We start from the raw sequence: 18,461 nt of genomic DNA on the forward strand, positions 1-18,461 counted from the left end.
GCCTCTCTCGCCGGTAGACTGCTCCAGTTGCTCGGCGAGGGAGGCCGTCGTCCGTTTTCTTGACGGATGCGGTGGTCCGTTATCGACGCGCTCTTCGTAGCAGGCCGTTCGTGGCCGGGTGACCAGGTCCGTTTCGCTTTCTACGAGGAGTGATCATGTCCGAGGTAAAGATCTCCGCCGAGACCCGTTCCGAGTTCGGCAAGGGCGCCGCCCGCCGTATCCGCCGTGACAACAAGGTTCCCGGTGTGCTGTACGGCCACGGTTCCGACCCGCTGCACCTGACCCTTCCGGGCCACGAGCTGCTGCTCGCGCTGCGTACGCCGAACGTCCTGATCTCGCTGGACATCGACGGCAAGGCCAACGAGCTGGCGATCCCGAAGTCGGTGCAGCGCGACCCGATCAAGGGTTTCCTGGAGCACGTCGACCTGCAGCTCGTGAAGCGCGGCGAGAAGGTCACGGTCGAGATCCCGGTGCAGGCCGAGGGTGAGCTGGCGGCGGGTGGCAACCTGCTGGAGCACGTCCTGAACGCGCTGCCGGTCGAGACCGAGGCCACGCACATCCCGGAGGCCGTCACGGTGTCCGTGGAGGGTCTGGAGGCCGGTGCCTCGATCCTGGCGAAGGACATCACCCTGCCGTCCGGTACGACGCTGGCCGTCGACGGCGACACGGTCGTCCTGCAGGTCCTGTCCGCGCAGGCCGAGGAGGCCCCGGAGGGCGAGGCCGCCGAGGGCACCGAGGCCGCCGAGGCCTGAGCCGTACGGCTTCCGTAGCGGTACATCGAAGCTCCAGCCGCTGTTCCCCCGCTCGGGGGGAGCAGCGGCTGCTGCGTAAGGAGACATGCACGTGACGACGGATGCGAGCGCCCCGTGGCTCGTCGTGGGCCTGGGGAATCCGGGGCCGGAGTACGCGATGAACCGGCACAACGTGGGGTTCATGGTGGCGGATCTGCTGGCGGAGCGGATCGGCGGGAGGTTCAAGCGGGCCGGCAAGGCGCAGGCGCAGGTGGTGGAGGGGCGGATCGGTCCGCCGGGGCCCGCGAACCGTCGGGTGATCCTGGCGAAGCCGATGTCGTTCATGAACCTGTCGGGGGGTCCGGTGAACGCGCTGCGGGACTTCTACAAGGTGCCCGTGGGCAACGTCGTGGCGGTGCATGACGAACTGGACATCGACTACGGCGTGCTGCGGCTGAAGCTGGGCGGCGGGGACAACGGGCACAACGGCCTGAAGTCGATGACGAAGGTGCTGGGTCCCGACTATCACCGGGTGCGGTTCGGGATCGGGCGGCCGCCGGGGCGGATGCAGGTGGCGGACTTCGTGCTGAAGGATTTCGCGTCGGCGGAGCGCAAGGAGCTGGACTACTTCGTGGACCGGGCGGCGGACGCGGTGGAATGTCTGGTGATCGAGGGTCTGGAGCGGGCGCAAAGCACGTACAACTCGTGATTTGTCGGGCGGCTGCCTCAGGCGGAGGTTGACGATCCGTTCAGGCATGGCCAATGATCCCGGCCATGCCCGCCTCCGCAACGTCCCATCGTCATCGGGCCGCTCCCCGCAAGGGCCGTTTCTCCGTGGTCGCGCTGCGCTTCGGGCGGCTGGCGGTGGCGGGCGCGGTCACCGCGCTGATCCTGCTGGCGGGGGTGTGGGCCTCCTGGGGCACGGCGCAGCAGGTGATGCTGACCAAGGGCCGGGAGCAGGGCACGATCGAGGTGACCCGGTGCGGCGCGCGGACGTGTTCGGGGCCGTACACGCCGCTGTCGGCGGGGTCGACGGCGCGGGCGCGGGTGGTGATCGAGAAGTCCGTGGCGGTGCGCACGGGGCAGACGTACACGGTGGTGGTGAAGCCGGGCGGCACCGAGGTGGTGCGCTCGGGCCCGGCCGGGGTGCTCTACGCGTGGGTGCCGATGGGCGGCGCGCTGCTGCTGGCGTCGGTGGTGGTGGCGGGCGGTCTGGGGCGGTCGCGGGCCGGCTGGGTGCTGGCGGGGTCGGGGGTGGCGCTGATGACGGCGGCCTTCCTGGCAATCTGAGACGTCGACGAGACGACACATGAGGGTGCCCCCGGACGCCGCACGCGTCCGGGGGCACCCTCATGGCGTCCCGCCGCGGGTCAGCCGGTGTTGCGCAGTCCGGCGGCGACTCCGTTGACGGTGAGGAGCAGGGCGCGGGAGAGCAGCGGGTCGGGCTCGGCACCGGCGGCGGCCGCGTCGCGCTGGCGCTTGAGCAGGGTGACCTGGAGGTAGGAGATGGGGTCCAGGTAGGCGTCGCGGATGCTGAAGGTCTGCTTGAGGACGGGGGTGGCGTCCAGCAGTTCGTCCTCACCGGTGATCTTGAGGACTTCGGCGACGGTGAGGGCGTGTTCGGCCTTGATGCGGTCGAAGACGTGCTTGAGGTCGTCGGGGACGAGCGTGTCGACGTAGTGCTGGGCGATCCGCAGGTCCGTCTTGGCGAGGGTCATCTCGACGTTGGAGATGAAGTTGCGGAAGAAGTGCCACTGCCCGTGCATCTCGTCCAGGACGGTGTCGAGACCGGCCTCGCGCAGCGCCTTGAGGCCGGAGCCGACGCCGAACCAGCCGGGGACGATCTGGCGGGACTGGGTCCAGCCGAACACCCACGGGATGGCGCGCAGTCCGTCGAGCGAGACGCCCGAGCCGGGGCGGCGGGAGGGCCGCGAGCCCAGGTGCAGGTCGGCGAGCTGGTCGACCGGCGTGGAGGCGAGGAAGTACGTCGGCAGGTCGGGGTCCTCGACGAGTTCGCGGTAGGCGGCGTGGGCGGCGTCGGAGACGACGTCCATCGCGGCGTCCCAGCGGGCGAGGGCCTCGTCGGACTGGCGGGGCGCGGTGTGCAGGGCGGACGCCTGGAGCGTGGCGGCGACCGTCAGCTCCAGGTTCTCCCTGGCCAGGGAGGGGATGAGGTACTTGTCGGAGATGACCTCGCCCTGCTCGGTCACCTTGATCTCGCCCTCCAGGGTGCCCCAGGGCTGGGCGAGGATCGCGTCGTGCGAGGGGCCGCCGCCGCGGCCGACGGTGCCGCCGCGGCCGTGGAAGAGGCGCAGCCGGACGCCGTAGCGGTGGGCGACGTCGCGCAGCCGGCGCTGGGCGCGGTGGATCTCCCACTGGCTGGTGGTGATGCCGCCGAACTTGGAGGAGTCGGAGTAGCCGAGCATGACCTCCTGGACGTCGCCGCGCAGGGCGACGAGCCGCCGGTAGGAGGGGTCGGAGAGCATCTCCTCCAGGATGGTGTCGGCGGCCTTCAGCTCGTCGGTGGTCTCCAGGAGCGGCACGATGCCGATCTTCGCCCAGCCGGCGTGCAGATCGAGGAGGCCGGCCTCGCGGGCGAGGACGACGGCGGCGAAGACGTCGTCGGCGCCCTGGCACATCGAGATGATGTACGACTCGATGACCTCGGGTCCGAAGACCTCCAGGGCGCGCTTGACGGTGAGGAAGACACCGAGGGTCTTCTCGCCGGCGGCGTCGACGGGGGCCGGGGTGCCGGCCAGCGGCCGCCGGGAGCGCAGTTCCTTGGCGAGCAGCTTGGCGCGGTAGTCGCGGGGCATGTCGGCGTACCGCCAGGACTCCTCGCCGAGGCGGTCGAAGAGCTGGCCGAGGGCGTGGTGGTGGGCGTCGGCGTGTTCGCGGACGTCCATGGTGGCGAGCTGGAGGCCGAAGGCGGACAGGGTGCGCAGGGTGCGGTTGAGGCGGCCGTCCGCGAAGAGCCCGCCGCGGTGGGCGCGCAGGGAGGTCTGGACGAGCGTGAGGTCCTGGAGCAGCTCGCTGGTGCCGAGGTAGTCGCGGCCCTCCTGGTGCGGGGTGCCCTGGGCGAGGCGCTGCTTGGTGTTCTCCAGCTTCTGCCGGATGCAGGTGGCCTTGAGCCGGTAGGGCTCCTCGGCGTTGAGGCGCTTGTAGCGGGGGCTGATCTCGGGCAGCCGTTCGAGGTCGGCCCGGAGGGACTCCAGGAGCTCCTCGGTGGCGCCGGCGTAGCGGATGGAGTTGGAGAGCAGGCCGCGGAGTTCGTCGATCATCTCCAGGGCGTCGTTGATGCCGTGCTCGTGCTGGAGGATGAGGACGTCCCAGGTCACCTGGGGGGTGACATTGGGATTGCCGTCGCGGTCGCCGCCGATCCAGGTGCCGAAGGTGAGCGGGCGGGTCTCCTCGGGGAGGTGGACGCCGACGCGCTCCAGTTCGGAGGTGAGGTCCTCCAGGACGTCCCCGACGGCGCCCGCGTGGAGTTCGTCGAGGTAGTAGATGGCGTTGCGGGCCTCGTCGGCGGGCTCGGGGCGGACGACGCGCAGTTCGTCGGTCTGCCACACGAGGTCGATGTTCTCGGCCAGACGGGTGTCCAGGCGCCGGCGGTCGGACTCGATGACCGGGGTCTCCAGGAGCGCGGCGATACGCCGCAGCTTGTTGAGGACCGAACGGCGGGCGGCCTCGGTGGGGTGCGCGGTGAAGACGGGGCGCACGTTGAGGTTGCGGACCGTGTCGCGGACGTGCTCGGGGTCGGCGTCCTTGAGGCGGTCGGCGGTGCGGGCGAGGAGACCGCCCTCGGCGGCACGCCGGGCGCGCAGCTCACGGCCGCGGTGCACCTGCTCGGTGACGTTGGCGAGGTGGAAGTAGGTGGAGAAGGCGCGGACCAGCTTGGCCGCGGTCTCCAGTTCGGTGCCGCGCAGCAGCTCGGCGGCGGCCTCGCCGTCCTCGCGGGTCAGGCGGCGGACCTTCTCGACCAGGTCGAGGAGCTCGGGACCCTCCTGCCGGACGAGGGTCTCGCCGAGGAGGTCACCCAGTCGGCGGATGTCGGCACGCAGCTCGGCACTGGTCGTCGTCTGGTCGTCGGCACTGCTCACAGGTGCGGCTCCTTGCAGTGGTGAAGCTCGTCCGGGAGGAACCCGGATGCCGTCCGCGCGGCGTGCTGCCGCATAGGGCTCGGGCATCCGGGAAGAAAACAGAGCGGACCGCGCTGTCCGACCGTCTCCAAGGATATGTGCCGGGCCGGACGCGCTGACACGGGCTCTTGCCCCCGGACGACGCACTGCCATACTTACGATGCCGTAGGTTACGGAACCGTAGGAAGCGGTACCCGGCCGACTGCGCGAGTGCCGTGACCCGGCGACCCACCACAGAACCCTCGACCCCACAGGGGACACGCATGACCACGAGCTCCGATGTGATCGACGACTCCCCGGACGCCGACGCGGGCGGCTCCGCGCTGCCCTCCGCCACGCTCGGCGGCGAGCAGAAGCGTTCGCTGGAGCAGATCACCCTTCTGCTCTTCATCACCGTGCCGTTCCTCGCCCTGCTGGCGGCCGTGCCGCTGGCCTGGGGGTGGGGGGTGAGCTGGCTGGACCTCGGTCTGCTGGTCTTCATGTACTTCCTCGGCTGCCACGGCATCACCATCGGCTTCCACCGCTACTTCACGCACGGCTCCTTCAAGGCCAAGCGTCCGCTGCGGATCGCGCTCGCGGTCATGGGCTCGATGGCGGTGGAGGGGCCGCTGGTGCGCTGGGTGGCGGACCACCGCAAGCACCACAAGTTCTCCGACGCGGAGGGCGACCCGCACTCGCCGTGGCGGTTCGGGGAGACGATCCCGGCGCTGATGAAGGGCCTGTGGTGGGCGCACATCGCATGGATGTTCGACGAGGAGCAGACCCCGCAGGAGAAGTACGCGCCGGATCTGATCAAGGACCCGGCGATCCGCGCGGTCTCGCGGCAGTTCATCTTCTGGACCGTGGTGTCGCTGGCGATCCCGCCGCTGGTGGGCGGTCTGGTGACGATGTCCTGGTGGGGCGCGTTCACCGCGTTCTTCTGGGGTTCCCTGGTGCGGGTGGCGCTGCTGCACCACGTCACCTGGTCGATCAACTCGATCTGTCACGCGGTGGGCAAGCGGCCGTTCAAGTCCCGGGACCGTTCGGGCAACGTGTGGTGGCTGGCGATCCTGTCCTGCGGCGAGTCCTGGCACAACCTGCACCACGCGGACCCGACGTCGGCGCGGCACGGCGTGATGCGGGGCCAGGTGGACTCCTCGGCCCGCTTCATCCGCTGGTTCGAACTGGCCGGATGGGCGTACGACGTGCGCTGGCCGTCACGCTCGCGTATCGATTCGCGCCGCAACACGGGTGAGGACGGCTCCCGGCGCCGGAAGGCGAGTGCCGACGCGGCATGATGGACGGTGTGGCGACCGATTCCAGCAGCACCCCGAGCAACGAAACGAAGCCCAGACGCGCGCGGCGCACCCGGATGACCGGTGCGGAGCGGCGGCAGCAGTTGCTGGAGATCGGTCGCACCCTGTTCGCGGCGAAGGGGTTCGAGGGCACGTCGGTGGAGGAGATCGCGGCGAAGGCCGGGGTGTCCAAGCCGGTGGTGTACGAGCACTTCGGCGGCAAGGAGGGGCTGTACGCGGTCGTCGTGGACCGTGAGATGCGCCGGCTGCTGGACATGGTCACGTCGTCGCTGACGGCGGGGCATCCGCGGGAGCTGCTCGAACAGGCGGCGTTCGCGCTGCTCGACTACATCGAGGAGTACACGGACGGTTTCCGGATCCTGGTCCGTGACTCCCCCATCCCGCAGTCCACGGGGACGTTCGCCTCGCTGATCTCCGACATCGCGACGCAGGTGGAGGACATCCTGGGCCGCGAGTTCAAGAACCGCGGCTTCGACCCCAAGCTGGCCCCGCTGTACGCGCAGGCGCTGGTCGGGATGGTCGCGCTGACCGGCCAGTGGTGGCTGGACGTACGCCGCCCGAAGAAGGCGGAGGTCGCCGCGCATCTGGTGAACCTGTCCTGGCACGGCCTGGACGGCCTGGAGGCCAAGCCGCACCTGATAGGACGCCGCAAGGCGTAGGACGGACGAGCATGCGGCGGGGCCGCGCCCCTTCTTCCTGGGGGCGCGGCCCCGCCGCTTGTCGGCTGCCGTGAGCCGGTCGGTGCCGGTCAGTGCCGGTCAGTGCCGGTCAGTGCTTGAAGACGTCCTTCGTCTTCTCCTTGGCCTGGCGGGCGTCGCCCTTCGCCTGCTCGGCGCGGCCCTCGGCCTCCATCTGCTCGTTGCCCACGACACGGCCGGCCGCTTCCTTCGCCTTGCCCTTGGCCTGCTCCATCTTCGCCTTGGACTTCTGCTCGCCTGCCACTGTCCATCACTCCCAGTCGGGGTTCGCGGGTGGTCTCACCGGGCCGAGTGGCCCGTCCCGCACGCCTCAAACCTCACTCCCGGCCAGGGGCTCCAGGGGCTCCAGGAACTCCAGCCGGTTGCCGACGGGGTCGAGGGCGTGGAAGCGGCGGTGCCCGGGCAGGGCGTCGTCCCAGGTGAGGCGTACGCCGTGCCCCTCCAGCCGGGCCGCGAACGCCTCGATGCCGACGGCGGTGAGCGTCAGTGCCCCTTCGTGGCGACGGCGAACAGGCGGCGGAACGGGAGGACCGTGCCGTAGGACGTGGCCGGGTAGGCCGTGCGGAGCAGGTCGCGGTACTCGGTGACGAAGGTGTCGCGGGCCTCGGGGTCGTCGGCGAGGGCGTCGAGGACGGGGCGCAGGCCGGTGCCCTTGACCCAGTCCAGGACGGGGTCCTCGCCGAGCAGGACGTGCTGGTACGTGGTGGTCCAGACGTCGGTGACACAGCCGAGGCGGGCCAGCCGGTCGAGGTAGACGCCGGGGGCGTGGACGGAGTCGCGGGGGCGCAGGACGTCACCGAGCCGGGCGCGCCAGCGCGGGGAGGCGCCGAGGTCGCGCATCAGGGCGTGCAGGGGCGCGTCGACGTTGTGGGGGACCTGGAAGGCGAAGGTGCCGCCGGGTGCGACACCGTCGAGCCAGGCGGGGAAGGCGTCGAGGTGACCGGGGACCCACTGGAGGGCGGCGTTCGAGACGAGCAGGTCGTACGTCTCGCCCGGCTTCCACGTGGTGAGGTCGGCGTGCGCGAAGTCGAGGCGGGGGCCGGCGTGCGCGCGGGCGTCGGCGAGCATCCGCGGGGAGTTGTCGTAGCCGGTGACGCGGGCGGTGGGCCAGCGGTCGGCGAGGACGGTGGTGACGTTGCCGGGGCCGCAGCCGAGGTCGCCGATCCGGGGCGGGTCGCCGGGCAGCGCCGGGACGCGGGCGAGGAGGTCGGCGAAGGGGCGGGCGCGGTGGCCGGCGTGACGCAGGTACTGGGCGGGGTCCCAGGTGGGGTTGCTCGTCATGCCTCCCATCCTTCACCCATATCTCTCTCGATATCAAGAGACTCGACATCAAGAGACTTCACGTCGACACAACCACTACACTGATCGTCATGGAGGACGAGGTCGATCGGCTGGTCGCAGCGTGGCGCCGGGAGCGCCCGGACCTCGACGTGGAGCCGCTGGAAGTACTCAGCCGGGTGAGCAGACTGGCCCGGCACCTGGACCGCGCGCGCCGTCTGGCGTTCTCCGAGCATCAGCTCGAACCCTGGGAGTTCGACGTCCTGACCGCGCTGCGGCGCGCGGGCGCCCCCTACCAGCTCTCGCCGGGGCAACTGCTGACGCAGACGCTGGTCACCTCGGGCACGATGACGAACCGTATCGACCGGCTGACGAAGAAGGGCCTGGTGGAGCGGCTGCCGGACCCCAGCGACCGGCGCGGTGTGCTGGTCCGGCTCACGGACGACGGCAAGGACCGCGCCGACCAGGCGCTCGCCGGACTGCTCGACCAGGAGCGGGCGATCCTGGCCGAGCTGTCCGGCGCCCAGCGCGGTGAACTGGCGGCGCTGCTACGCCAGTTGACCGCCCCGTTCGACAACATCCCCGGTTAGGTCCACGGGTCCCACCCCGGCCCGGCGGGCCAGCGCGACCGCGGCGAGCGTCGAGTGGACGCCGAGTTTGCCGAGGACGTTCTGCATATGGGTGCGGACGGTGTGCGGGGAGAGGAACAGCCGCTCGGCGACGGCCTTGCGGCCCAGCCCGGCGACCATGCAGCGCAGCACCTCCCGTTCCCTCGGCGTGAGGGACTCCACCAGCCGCTCGCTCTCGGTGCGGTGCTTGCGCGCGGCCGTCAGCTCCCGCAGCACCCCGGTGAGCAGGGCGGGCGGCAGATGCGTCTCCTCGCGCAGCACCCCGCGGATGACGGTGAGCAGCCGCGACAGCGAACAGTCCTTCGCCACCCAGCCGGAGGCACCGGCCTGGAGGGCGAGGGCCGCGCGGCGCGGATCGTCCTTCTCGGCGAGGACGACGATCCGGATGTGGGGCTGCGCGCCCCGCACTCCGGCGACGAGCGAGATCCCGTCGACCGGCCCGTCCTCCCCGACCTCCTGCACGGGCACCGCCGGCCGTAAGCCGGGCAGGCCGGCGCCGAGATCGGCGTCGACGAGCAGCACGTCGTAGCGGCGCCCCTCGGCGGCCGCGCGCTCCAGCGAACGCAGCGCCGCCGGACCGCTGCCGGCCGCGGAGACGTCCACGTCCGGCTCGGCGGCCAGCGCCGCGGCGAGCGACTCGGCGAAGATACGGTGGTCGTCGACGACCAGGACTCGGATGCGAACCACGAAACCCCCTTCCCCAAGCTCCTTGTCAGAGCAGGGGATACCCCAAGTTCCGGAGACGGAGAACGACAACCTGCGCGGGTACGACGCCCGGAGAGGATGCCGATGCCGCACGGCCGCCGCCGTGCAGAGACTGCTACCCCCACCACGGGCGTCGTACCCGGCTGTCTCGCCCCCTGATCGGCACCGGCCCCCACCGGCGCTGCTCACAGGGTAGGGCTGCGGGCGGGCGCCGGTAGGCGAATTGCGGAACTGGTTGGCCAGCGCGTTTATGGTGTGCTGCATGTTCCGTATGGAGACAGAAGTCGACAGGGCGCGGCGCGATCTTCTTCGTTCCCGGCTTCTCGACGCCAACACGGCGGCCTCCCCGGTCCTGCGTGCCCTGCGCGGTACGCCGGCGGAGCGGGAGGCGCCGCTGCACGTGTGGGCGTCGGACGCCGAGGACGCCCTGGCCGGCGGGCTGGTCGGCCACACCTGGGCGGGCTGGCTGCACGTCACCTACCTGTGGGTCGACGAACGGCACCGCGGCACGGGGCTGGGCGCCCGGCTCCTCGCGGAGGCCGAGCGCGTCGCCCGCGAGGAACGCGACTGCCGCCGTGCCCGCCTGGAGACCTGGGACTTCCAGGCCCCCGGCTTCTACCGCAAGCAGGGCTACGAGGTGGCCTGCGTCATCGAGGACTACCCGCCGGGCCTGACCGAGTACACGCTGACCAAACGGCTGGGCTGAGCGGGGAGTTCAGAGCAGCCCGGCGCTCTCGACCACGGCGTCGGCCTCCCGCGCCTCCTCGGTCCCGGCGGGGTGGACCACACCGAGCAGGAACGCGGAGCGGCTGTCGTCCACGGAGACGAGCGTGAGCCGCAGATGGCCCTCGCCGCCCGTCTCCTTGTCGGTCGTCCTCAGCACGACGGTGTGGGCGGGCCGCCCGCCGACCTCGACGGCGCGGGACTGCTCGACGCGCGAGGTGCCGTCCGGATAGAAGAACTCGGCGTTGGACCGGGCCGCGCTCTCGGCCCGTGCCCGCAACTGGTCCCGCGTGACGGCCTCCCCCTTCCCGGCCAGCACGATACTGCCGCCCTCCGCGTCCATACGCCGCGTGACGGAGGAGGTGAACCCGGGAATCAGCCCCTCCTCGTCCCCCGCCGTCCACCCTTCGGGAATCCCGTACGAGATCCCGGCGACAGCGTCCGACACCCGGGGCCGCCCCTTCAGCGGGCGGGCGTCGTGGGCAGCGGACTCCGACACCCGCGGCCGTGCGTCATCCACGGCCCCTGCGTCCCGAGCACTGGCCCGCCACGCGGTGAACCCACCGGCGGCCAGCAGAAGCGAAACGGCCACGAGGAGAACGACCCTCCTCTGAGAACCCCGACCGGCGGGAGACTGCTGGGAAGATTCTGCGGAAGGCATCGAGTTCGTCATGCCCCCACTCTCCCGACCCCGACTCCCGCTTCCCTGAGCACGCGTACTCAGTCAGCTACTCAACATCGCGGAGGCTCTGGGGGCAACGGCGGATAGGCGGGCCGCGGCGGAACGGGCCGCCGCATCCCGACCGGCGGAGGCGGAGGAGGTCCGTCCGGCACCCGAAACCTCGGCCGGGGCGGCGCCGGCGGCCCGACCGGGGGCGGCGCGGACGGCGGCGGAGGCGGCACCGTCGGCGCCCCCGAAACCACCGGCCCCCCGCCCCGCAACCGCGCAACGGCCTCCTCGGCCCGCCGCCGGGCCCGGGGATCGTCGTCCCGCTCGAACCGCATCCGGACGCCGACGTAGGGACCGCAGTTGTCGACGCCGACGAGCCGGTAGCCGAGAGCACGGCCGATCTCCTCGACCCGACGCAGCCCAGCCTGCCCCACCATCAACGCGACCCGCCCCCGCCCGTCGAACTCCCTGACGATCTCCTCGTCCGTCACCGGCCCTCCTCGTAGCGCGGCAGTTCCGCGGGCAAGTCCCGTCCCTTCCCGCACTCGGCCAACTCATAGGTGTGCTCGCTCAGCCGGTACGCGACATCGGTGAGGATCTGCCGTAGCTCCGCGCCCGTGACCTTGCTGTCGTCGCTGACGCTGAACTCGGTGACGACGCCGTAGTCCGCGGAGGCGTTGTACGAAGGAACACCGGGCGGCTCACACGGCACGTACACCCTGGCACTACGGGACTCGAGTTTCGCCACGGCCTCGATGCCCCCGTCCGCGGAGACATGGGCGACCCTGTCGGCACTCCCGCTTCCCCGAGAGCTCTTGAGCCACTTCTCCCTTGAGACGGGCAGCACTTGCGCACGACCGTCGAGGTAGGACCCCTCACTGGTGTTGACGTGGCAGTAGAAGGCGAGGTCGGGTCCGGCGCCCTGAACACGGGACCCTGCGTCCGCCGCGCGCACCTGCGGCAGCACCCGTACGACCGTGCCCCGCTCGAGCGTGCCATCACACATGTCCTCGGGGAGCAGATAGAGCCCCTTGACGAAGTAGAGCCACGTCCCACCGCCGAGAAGGCACACCAACGCCAGGCCGGCAGCGAACCCCTTCGTGCTCGCCCGCGTCGCAGCCCGCCGCTCCCTGATCCGACCGTCGTCGTCAGCCACCCCCGGCCCTCCGCCATGTCCGTACGACCGCCCCGCACCCTACCGACCGGTGCGGGGCAGTCCGGGATCAGGGAACCCGGTGCGCCCCCTGCGACGGGATCGCCTCGAAGACCCGGGGCGCGGTGAAGCCCGCTGTGGCGAAGGCTTCTTCCACAGTCTTGGTGATCGTGTCGACCTCCGTGGCCAGGGTGAGGACGATCGCCGAGCCTCCGAAGCCGCCGCCTGTCATCCGGGCGCCGAGGGCTCCCGCGGTGACCGCCGTGTCGACGACCAGGTCGAGTTCGGGGCAGGAGACGCGGAAGTCGTCGCGGAGGGAGGCGTGGCCCTCCGTCAGGACCGGGCCGATCGCTCGGGGGTCGCCGGATTCGAGGAGGGAGACCACCCGTTCGACGCGGGCGTCCTCCGTGACCACGTGGCGGACCAGGCGGCGGACCTCCTCCTCGTCGCCCAGGCGGGCCAGCGCCGCGTCCAGGTCGGCGAACGGGATGTCCCGCAGCGCGTCGACGCCGAGGAGCGCCGCGCCCTTCTCGCAGCCGGCCCGGCGCTTGCCGTACTCGCCGCCGCTGTGGGCGTGCTTGACCTGGGTGTCGACGACCAGCAGCCGCAGCCCCTCGGCGGCGAGGTCGAAGGGGATCTGCTTCTGGGAGAGGTCCCGGGTGTCGAGGAACAGCGCGTGGCCGGCCTCGCAGCAGGCGGACGCCGTCTGGTCCATGATCCCGGTGGGGGCACCGACGTAGATGTTCTCGGCGCGCTGGCAGAGGCGGGCGAGCTGCCAGCGGGCGAGGCCGAGGTCGTACAGGTCGTTCAGCGCGAGCGCGACGACGACCTCCAGGGCCGCCGAGGAGGACAGCCCCGCACCGGTCGGCACGGTCGAGGCCAGATGGACGTCCGCGCCGGTGATCGTGTGCCCGGCCTCGCGCAGCGCCCAGACGACCCCCGCCGGGTACGCCGTCCAGTCGTCGTCGGAGCCGGGGGCGAGCGCGGCCAGGTCGAGTTCGGCGACGCCGCCCTCGACATCGGCGGAGTGCAGCCGCAGCCGGCCGTCCGTGCGCCGGGAGACGGCCGCGAGCGCGGTGTGCGGCAGCGCGAACGGCATCACGAAGCCGTCGTTGTAGTCGGTGTGCTCGCCGATGAGGTTGACGCGGCCGGGCGCCGCCCAGACCCCGTCGGGTTCCGTGCCGTACAGCCCGGCGAAGACCTCACGCACGTCCTGTGCCCCCACTACTGCTCCTTCGCGATGTGCTGCGCGAACTCCCAGGCGTCCGCGACGATTCCGGCGAGGTCCGCGCGGGTCGGGTTCCAGCCGAGCCGCTCGCGGGCGGTGACCGCCGAGGCGACCAGGACGGCCGGGTCGCCGCCCCGGCGCGGGGCGAGGACCTCGGGGATCGGGTGCCCGGTGACCTCGCGGACGGTCTCGACGACCTCGCGGACCGAGAAGCCGTTGCCGTTGCCCAGGTTGCAGATGAGGTGCTCGCCGGGGACCGCCGCGGCGAGGGCGAGCAGATGGGCCTCGGCGAGGTCGGCGACATGGATGTAGTCGCGCACGCACGTGCCGTCCGGCGTCGGATAGTCGTCGCCGAAGACGGAGACGGCCTCGCGGCGGCCCTGCGCGACCTGGAGGACGAGCGGGATGAGGTGCGACTCGGGGTCGTGCCGCTCGCCCTGGGTGCCGTACGCCCCCGCCACGTTGAAGTAGCGCAGCGAGACCGCGGCGAGACCGTGCGCCGCGGCCTCGCCGGTGATCATGTGGTCGACGGCGAGCTTGGTGGCGCCGTAGGGGTTGGTGGGGCTGGTCCGCGCGGTCTCCACGATCGGGACCTGCTCCGGCTCGCCGTAGGTCGCGGCGGTGGAGGAGAACACCAGCCGGCGCACGCCCGCCTCGCGCATGGCGGCGAGCAGGGCCATGGACCCGCCGACGTTGTTCTCCCAGTACTTCTCGGGCTGGGCGACGGACTCGCCGACCTGCGAGAACGCGGCGAAGTGGAGCACGCCGTCGAAGGAGGCGTCGAGCCACTTGCCCGCGTCGCGGATGTCGCCCTCGATGAAGGACGCCCCGGTCGGGACGCCCTCGCGGAAGCCGGTGGAGAGGTTGTCGAGGACGACGACCTCGTGCCCCGCCTCCAGCAGGTGCTGGGCGACCACCCCGCCGACATACCCCGCACCGCCCGTGACCAGATACTTTCCGCTGCTCATCAGCTCGCCACCTCTCGCAGTCGCTCGGCCGCGCGCTCCGGCGGCACGTCGTTGATGAACACGCTCATGCCGGATTCGGAACCCGCGAGGAACTTCAGCTTGCCGGACGTCCGGCGGACGGTGAAAAGCTCCAGATGGAGCGCGAAGTCGTCGCGGTTGACGCCCTCGAACTCCTCCAGCCGGAACGGCGCCTGATGCCAGGCGGCGATGTACGGCGTCGGCGGCTCACCCTCACCGAAGATACGGTCGAAGCGCCTCAAGAGTTCCAGGTAGACCTGGGGAAACTCTGTGCGCGCGGCTTCGTCCAGCGCCAGCAGATCGGGCACGCGCCGCTTGGGGTACAGGTGCACCTCGTACGGCCAGTGCGCCGCGTAGGGCACGAAGGCCGCCCAGTGTTCACTCTCCAGGACGACCCGCTCACCGGCGAGTTCACGCTCCAGGACGGCGTCGAAGAGGTTCTCACCACCGGTCGCCTCCCGGTGGGCCGCGAGCGAACGCAGCATCAGCGCGGTGCGCGGCGTGGTGAACGGGTAGGCGTAGATCTGCCCGTGCGGGTGACCCAGTGTCACGCCGATCTCGGCGCCCCGGTTCTCGAAGCAGAACACCTGTTCCACGGAGGGCAGATGCGACAGCTCGGACGTCCGGTCCGTCCACGCGTCCAGGACGAGCCGCGCCTGCGCCTCGGTGAGATCGGCGAAGGACGCGTCGTGGTCGGAGGTGAAACAGACCACCTCGCACCGCCCGGAGTCGCCGGCCAGCGAGGGGAAACGATTCTCGAACACGACGACGTCGTACGAGGAGTCCGGGATCTCGCTCAGCCGGTCGCCCTGGGAGGGGCACAGCGGGCATTCGTCGGCCGGCGGGTGATAGGTGCGCCCCTGCCGGTGGGAGGCGATCGCCACCGCGTCGCCGAGGAGCGGGTCCCGGCGTACCTCCGAAGTGGTGACGGTGCGGTCCAGGGGACGGCGGTCCACCGCGTCGCGCACCGAGTCGTCCCGCTGGTCGTAGTAGATGAGCTCACGACCGTCGGCCAAGCGGGTCGAGGTCTTCTTCACCGCGACTCTCCATCCGTACACCGATCGATATCAACATTGCCGGTCAGTCTTCAAACAGAACCGAACACATCAAACCACAAACCCCCACGGTAGTCACCATCACAACCGAACAAAGACCACCAGACAAGGTTGGCTCCGGATGCAGACCCCCACATATGCCCCCACATATGCCCCCACACCCGGCCACGTGCACGGCCCCGCGCACGCCCTGGACCTGGCGACCGAGCTGCGACTCCCCACGAACGCACTCGACTACACGATCCTCGGCATCTACTTCGTCGTCGTCCTGGGCATCGGCTTCGCCGCCCGCCGGTCGGTGAAGACCAGCCTCGACTTCTTCCTCTCCGGGCGGTCGCTGCCCGCCTGGATCACCGGCCTGGCCTTCATCTCGGCCAACCTGGCGGCCACCGAGATCCTCGGCATGGCCGCGAACAGCGCGCAGTACGGCGCGTACACCGTCCACTGGTACTGGATCGGCGCCATCCCGGCCATGGTCTTCCTGGGCCTGGTGATGATGCCCTTCTACTACGGCAGCAAGGTCCGCTCGGTCCCCGAGTTCCTGCTGCTGCGCTTCGACAAGGGCGCGCATCTGCTCAGCTCGCTGCTGTTCGCCTTCGCGGCCATCCTGATCGCGGGCGTCAACCTGTACGCGCTGGCGATCGTCGTCGAGGCGCTGCTGGGCTGGCCGCAGTGGGTCGCGATCGTGGTCGCCGGCTTCTTCGTCCTCGCGTACATCACGCTGGGCGGTCTGTCCTCGGCGATCTACAACGAGGTGCTCCAGTTCTTCGTGATCCTGGCGGCGCTGATCCCGCTGACCGTGCTCGGCCTGAAGAAGGTCGACGGCTGGGGCGGTCTGACCGACTCCCTGACCGCCTCGCACGGCGACGACTTCGTGACCGCCTGGGGCGGCACGGGCATCGGCAGCGACAACCCGCTCGGCGCGAACTGGCTGACGATCGTGCTCGGCCTCGGCTTCGTGCTGTCCTTCGGCTACTGGACGACGAACTTCGCCGAGGTCCAGCGCGCCCTGTCCGCCAAGAACCTCTCGGCGGCCCAGCGGACGCCGCTCATCGCCGCGTACCCGAAGATCTTCATCGTCTTCCTGGTGATGATCCCGGGCCTGGTCGCGGCGGTGCTGGTCCCGAAGATCGGCACGTCCGGCTCGGACCTCCAGTACAACGACGCGATCCCCTACCTGATGCAGGAGCTGCTGCCGAACGGCGTGCTGGGCATCGCGGTGACGGGGCTGCTCGCGGCGTTCATGGCGGGCATGGCGGCGAACATCTCGTCCTTCAACACGGTGTTCACGACCGACATCTGGGCGAAGTACGTGGTGCTGGGGCGCGAGGACGCCTACTACGTCCGCTTCGGCCGGCTGATCACCGCGATCGGCGTGATGGCGTCGATCGGCACGGCCTTCCTCGCCTCCTCCTTCTCCAACATCATGAGCTACCTCCAGACGCTGTTCTCCTTCTTCAACGTGCCGATGTTCGTCGTCTTCATCGTCGGCATGTTCTGGAAGCGGGCGTCGATGAAATCCGGCTTCTGGGGTCTGCTGGCCGGCACCACGGCCGCGATGATCAACTACTTCGTCCTCTACAAGCAGGACGTCATCGGCATCCCCACCGACCAGGGCGCGAACTTCGTCTCGGCGATCGCCGGGTTCGTGGCGGGCGCGGTGGTGATGGTGGCGGTGTCGCTGTTCACCGCGCCGAAGCCGGAGGCGGAGCTCCAGGGCCTGGTGTACGGCACGGTCTCCCCCGGCATGGCCGAGCCGCCGGCGGCGGGCGACGACGCCTGGTACCGCAAGCCGGCCCTGCTGGGCTGGGGCGCCGTGATCCTGGCCGCCGCCTGCTACATCCCGTTCTCGTTCTGACCCGGCCGCGGGAGACTGGAGAGACCATGTCCGAGCAATTCGACCCCGCCGACCGCCCCGACTCCGACGAGGCGGCCGAGCGGCTGCGGCGCGCGGGGTACTCCGAGGCGGACGTCCAGCGCGAGGTCACCGAGCTGGAGCAGAAGTCCGAGACCGCGGCCCGCATCTTCGACCTGCGGCGCATCATCGGCGGCCTGTTCGTCCTGTACGGCGTCATCCTCACGATCACGGGTCTGACCGACAGCGACGCGGAGATCGACAAGGCCCAGGGCATCAACATCAACCTGTGGACGGGCCTGGGCATGCTGGCCCTCGGTCTGTTCTTCCTGGCCTGGCTCTGGCTGCGCCCGACGGCCCACCCGACGCCGTCGCTGCCGGCGGAGAGTCTGGAGAAGGACGAACAGTAGGGGGCCCGGATGCCGAACGGGGCCGGTTCCGCCGAGCAGTACGGCGATTCCGGCCCCGTAGGGCGTCGAGGGGGCGTTACGTCAGCCGAGGAGGCCGCCCAGGAGGCCGCCCGACTGCTCCGTGCCGATGCCCGAGCCCGTCAGCGTGCCGCTGTCGTTGCCGTTCACACAGCTCTGCTGGATCGCGGTCGACTCCGTGAGGTTGCCGAGGAGCGGCAGGTTCAGGTTCGGGATGTTGATGAGCCCGTTGTTGATGGAGGGCTTGGTGGCGGCACCCTGGGTGCACTCGCGGCTGGAACCCCCGTCACCGGCGGCGGCGACACCCGCGCCGGCCATGCCGAGGCTGCCGATCATGGCGGCCACGAGAGCGACCTTGTGAAGCTTGCGCATTGCTTTCCTTTTCGCTTGTCAGACGTGTTTCGTTACAGAACGAAACGGTGCAGTTACGGACGGTATGTTATGCTTATCCGTTTTGCACCTCACCACGCCTAGGCAGCGCCGAGTTCACACCACACGAGCTTCCCGCGCCGCCCCAGCCGGGCGAGGGGCTGCCACCCCCAGGTATCGGCACAGGCCCGCACGATGGCGAACCCGCGCCCGCGCTCGGAGTCGACGAGCTTGCCGAAGTCGCCGGGCGGCTCGGGAGGCCGGGGGTCCCCGTCCCAGACCCCGACCTGAAGCACGCGATCGCGGTAGCGGACCCGGAGGGCGGCGGGTCCTTGCGCGTGCTGCACGGCATTGGAGACCAACTCCGAGACGAGCAGCTCGGCGGTCTCGGTGAGGTGGGGCAGGTGATGCAGGTCGAGGATGAGACGGAGGGTGCGACGACAGACGGTGACGGCGCGGGGGTCGGTGGGGATGTACAGGGTGTACTCCCAGGGGTCGTCGGTTTCGGGCATGGGTCAG

20 protein-coding genes are annotated in these 18,461 nt (G+C 70.6%); 9 read left to right on the plus strand and 11 right to left on the minus strand.

Annotated elements, in window-relative coordinates; all coding sequences use genetic code 11:
• The first annotated feature begins 155 nt into the window (after window positions 1-155).
• From AFM16_RS16345 to AFM16_RS16355, 3 genes are all read left to right on the plus strand, one after another.
• On the plus strand, window positions 156-752 hold the full coding sequence (locus AFM16_RS16345; RefSeq protein WP_030792579.1) for a 50S ribosomal protein L25/general stress protein Ctc: 597 nt from the start codon (window positions 156-158) through the stop codon (window positions 750-752).
• An 85-nt stretch (window positions 753-837) separates the two neighbouring features.
• Window positions 838-1,440, plus strand: coding sequence for an aminoacyl-tRNA hydrolase (pth, locus tag AFM16_RS16350; RefSeq protein ID WP_078633737.1), 603 nt, complete (start codon window positions 838-840; stop codon window positions 1,438-1,440).
• Window positions 1,441-1,493: 53 nt separating this feature from the next.
• On the plus strand, window positions 1,494-2,021 hold the full coding sequence (locus AFM16_RS16355; RefSeq protein ID WP_030792574.1) for a hypothetical protein: 528 nt from the start codon (window positions 1,494-1,496) through the stop codon (window positions 2,019-2,021).
• 80 nt (window positions 2,022-2,101) lie between these two features.
• Here AFM16_RS16355 and ppc read toward each other — a convergent pair whose 3' ends face one another.
• Window positions 2,102-4,831: a phosphoenolpyruvate carboxylase gene (gene ppc, locus AFM16_RS16360; protein ID WP_030792571.1), complete on the minus strand. Its 2,730-nt coding sequence runs from the start codon at window positions 4,829-4,831 to the stop codon at window positions 2,102-2,104.
• 302 nt (window positions 4,832-5,133) lie between these two features.
• On the opposite strand from ppc, the gene AFM16_RS16365 reads away from it, so the two are divergent.
• On the plus strand, window positions 5,134-6,147 hold the full coding sequence (locus AFM16_RS16365) for an acyl-CoA desaturase (RefSeq protein ID WP_030792568.1): 1,014 nt from the start codon (window positions 5,134-5,136) through the stop codon (window positions 6,145-6,147).
• A complete protein-coding gene (locus AFM16_RS16370; RefSeq protein WP_078633738.1) occupies window positions 6,144-6,824 on the plus strand; it encodes a TetR/AcrR family transcriptional regulator in 681 nt (226 codons plus the stop codon). Before AFM16_RS16365 ends, AFM16_RS16370 begins: the two co-directional genes overlap by 4 nt.
• Before the next feature lie 109 nt (window positions 6,825-6,933).
• On the opposite strand, the gene AFM16_RS16375 is transcribed toward AFM16_RS16370, so the two are convergent.
• Both AFM16_RS16375 and AFM16_RS16380 read right to left on the minus strand, forming a co-directional pair.
• The gene (locus AFM16_RS16375) at window positions 6,934-7,107 is read right to left on the minus strand and encodes a CsbD family protein (RefSeq protein ID WP_078633739.1); all 174 of its coding nucleotides are present in this window, start codon (window positions 7,105-7,107) and stop codon (window positions 6,934-6,936) included.
• 239 nt (window positions 7,108-7,346) lie between these two features.
• Window positions 7,347-8,153 (minus strand): trans-aconitate 2-methyltransferase, encoded by an 807-nt coding sequence (locus AFM16_RS16380; protein ID WP_370628040.1) that lies wholly within the window; start codon window positions 8,151-8,153, stop codon window positions 7,347-7,349.
• 80 nt (window positions 8,154-8,233) lie between these two features.
• Here AFM16_RS16380 and AFM16_RS16385 point away from each other — a divergent pair, with 80 nt between their 5' ends.
• A complete protein-coding gene (locus tag AFM16_RS16385; protein WP_030792560.1) occupies window positions 8,234-8,731 on the plus strand; it encodes a MarR family winged helix-turn-helix transcriptional regulator in 498 nt (165 codons plus the stop codon).
• Here the strand turns inward: AFM16_RS16385 and AFM16_RS16390 are convergent.
• Window positions 8,690-9,457, minus strand: a complete 768-nt coding sequence (locus AFM16_RS16390; protein WP_030792557.1) for a LuxR C-terminal-related transcriptional regulator — start codon at window positions 9,455-9,457, stop codon at window positions 8,690-8,692. The genes AFM16_RS16385 and AFM16_RS16390 overlap by 42 nt on opposite strands.
• 268 nt (window positions 9,458-9,725) lie before the next feature.
• Here AFM16_RS16390 and AFM16_RS16395 point away from each other — a divergent pair, with 268 nt between their 5' ends.
• Entirely contained in the window at window positions 9,726-10,181 is a 456-nt protein-coding gene (locus tag AFM16_RS16395) for a GNAT family N-acetyltransferase (RefSeq protein WP_030792554.1), read from the plus strand.
• Between the two features lie 9 nt (window positions 10,182-10,190).
• Here the strand turns inward: AFM16_RS16395 and AFM16_RS16400 are convergent, their stop codons facing one another.
• The 5 genes from AFM16_RS16400 to galT form a co-directional block, all read right to left on the minus strand.
• On the minus strand, window positions 10,191-10,718 hold the full coding sequence (locus AFM16_RS16400) for a hypothetical protein (protein ID WP_143648376.1): 528 nt from the start codon (window positions 10,716-10,718) through the stop codon (window positions 10,191-10,193).
• 637 nt (window positions 10,719-11,355) lie between these two features.
• The gene (locus AFM16_RS16410) at window positions 11,356-12,024 is read right to left on the minus strand and encodes a hypothetical protein (protein WP_078633743.1); all 669 of its coding nucleotides are present in this window, start codon (window positions 12,022-12,024) and stop codon (window positions 11,356-11,358) included.
• Between the two features lie 67 nt (window positions 12,025-12,091).
• On the minus strand, window positions 12,092-13,246 hold the full coding sequence (gene galK / locus AFM16_RS16415) for a galactokinase (protein WP_078633744.1): 1,155 nt from the start codon (window positions 13,244-13,246) through the stop codon (window positions 12,092-12,094).
• Window positions 13,246-14,217, minus strand: a complete 972-nt coding sequence (galE, locus tag AFM16_RS16420; protein ID WP_078633745.1) for a UDP-glucose 4-epimerase GalE — start codon at window positions 14,215-14,217, stop codon at window positions 13,246-13,248. Before galE ends, galK begins: the two co-directional genes overlap by 1 nt.
• Window positions 14,217-15,272 carry a galactose-1-phosphate uridylyltransferase gene (galT, locus tag AFM16_RS16425; RefSeq protein WP_078633746.1) on the minus strand — a complete coding sequence of 352 codons (1,056 nt, stop codon included), beginning with the start codon at window positions 15,270-15,272 and terminating at the stop codon, window positions 14,217-14,219. The genes galE and galT overlap by 1 nt, the downstream gene beginning before the upstream one ends.
• Window positions 15,273-15,411: 139 nt before the next feature.
• Between galT and AFM16_RS16430 the strand changes: the two genes are divergently transcribed.
• Window positions 15,412-17,148 carry a sodium:solute symporter family protein gene (locus tag AFM16_RS16430; protein WP_078633747.1) on the plus strand — a complete coding sequence of 579 codons (1,737 nt, stop codon included), beginning with the start codon at window positions 15,412-15,414 and terminating at the stop codon, window positions 17,146-17,148.
• A gap of 26 nt (window positions 17,149-17,174) precedes the next feature.
• On the plus strand, window positions 17,175-17,555 hold the full coding sequence (locus AFM16_RS16435) for a hypothetical protein (protein WP_051780782.1): 381 nt from the start codon (window positions 17,175-17,177) through the stop codon (window positions 17,553-17,555).
• 81 nt (window positions 17,556-17,636) lie between these two features.
• Here AFM16_RS16435 and AFM16_RS16440 read toward each other — a convergent pair whose 3' ends face one another.
• Window positions 17,637-17,945 carry a hypothetical protein gene (locus AFM16_RS16440; protein WP_030792533.1) on the minus strand — a complete coding sequence of 103 codons (309 nt, stop codon included), beginning with the start codon at window positions 17,943-17,945 and terminating at the stop codon, window positions 17,637-17,639.
• A gap of 98 nt (window positions 17,946-18,043) precedes the next feature.
• On the minus strand, window positions 18,044-18,454 hold the full coding sequence (locus AFM16_RS16445) for an ATP-binding protein (RefSeq protein WP_078633748.1): 411 nt from the start codon (window positions 18,452-18,454) through the stop codon (window positions 18,044-18,046).
• Window positions 18,455-18,461 lie beyond the last annotated feature (7 nt).

Origin of the sequence: Streptomyces antibioticus (genome assembly GCF_002019855.1) — a bacterium.
GTDB classification, from domain to species: Bacteria; Actinomycetota; Actinomycetes; order Streptomycetales; family Streptomycetaceae; genus Streptomyces; species Streptomyces antibioticus_B.

Bases quoted from the DNA above. Each gene is read 5' to 3' on its own strand.
- AFM16_RS16345 (WP_030792579.1), top strand. From the start codon at position 156: ATGTCCGAGGTAAAGATCTCCGCCGAGACCCGTTCCGAGTTCGGCAAG.
- pth (WP_078633737.1), top strand. From the start codon at position 838: ATGCACGTGACGACGGATGCGAGCGCCCCGTGGCTCGTCGTGGGCCTG.
- AFM16_RS16355 (WP_030792574.1), top strand. From the start codon at position 1,494: ATGATCCCGGCCATGCCCGCCTCCGCAACGTCCCATCGTCATCGGGCC.
- AFM16_RS16365 (WP_030792568.1), top strand. From the start codon at position 5,134: ATGACCACGAGCTCCGATGTGATCGACGACTCCCCGGACGCCGACGCG.
- AFM16_RS16370 (WP_078633738.1), top strand. From the start codon at position 6,144: ATGATGGACGGTGTGGCGACCGATTCCAGCAGCACCCCGAGCAACGAA.
- AFM16_RS16380 (WP_370628040.1), bottom strand. From the start codon at position 8,153: ATGGGAGGCATGACGAGCAACCCCACCTGGGACCCCGCCCAGTACCTG.
- AFM16_RS16385 (WP_030792560.1), top strand. From the start codon at position 8,234: ATGGAGGACGAGGTCGATCGGCTGGTCGCAGCGTGGCGCCGGGAGCGC.
- AFM16_RS16395 (WP_030792554.1), top strand. From the start codon at position 9,726: ATGGTGTGCTGCATGTTCCGTATGGAGACAGAAGTCGACAGGGCGCGG.
- galE (WP_078633745.1), bottom strand. From the start codon at position 14,217: ATGAGCAGCGGAAAGTATCTGGTCACGGGCGGTGCGGGGTATGTCGGC.
- AFM16_RS16430 (WP_078633747.1), top strand. From the start codon at position 15,412: ATGCAGACCCCCACATATGCCCCCACATATGCCCCCACACCCGGCCAC.
- AFM16_RS16435 (WP_051780782.1), top strand. From the start codon at position 17,175: ATGTCCGAGCAATTCGACCCCGCCGACCGCCCCGACTCCGACGAGGCG.
- AFM16_RS16440 (WP_030792533.1), bottom strand. From the start codon at position 17,945: ATGCGCAAGCTTCACAAGGTCGCTCTCGTGGCCGCCATGATCGGCAGC.
- AFM16_RS16445 (WP_078633748.1), bottom strand. From the start codon at position 18,454: ATGCCCGAAACCGACGACCCCTGGGAGTACACCCTGTACATCCCCACC.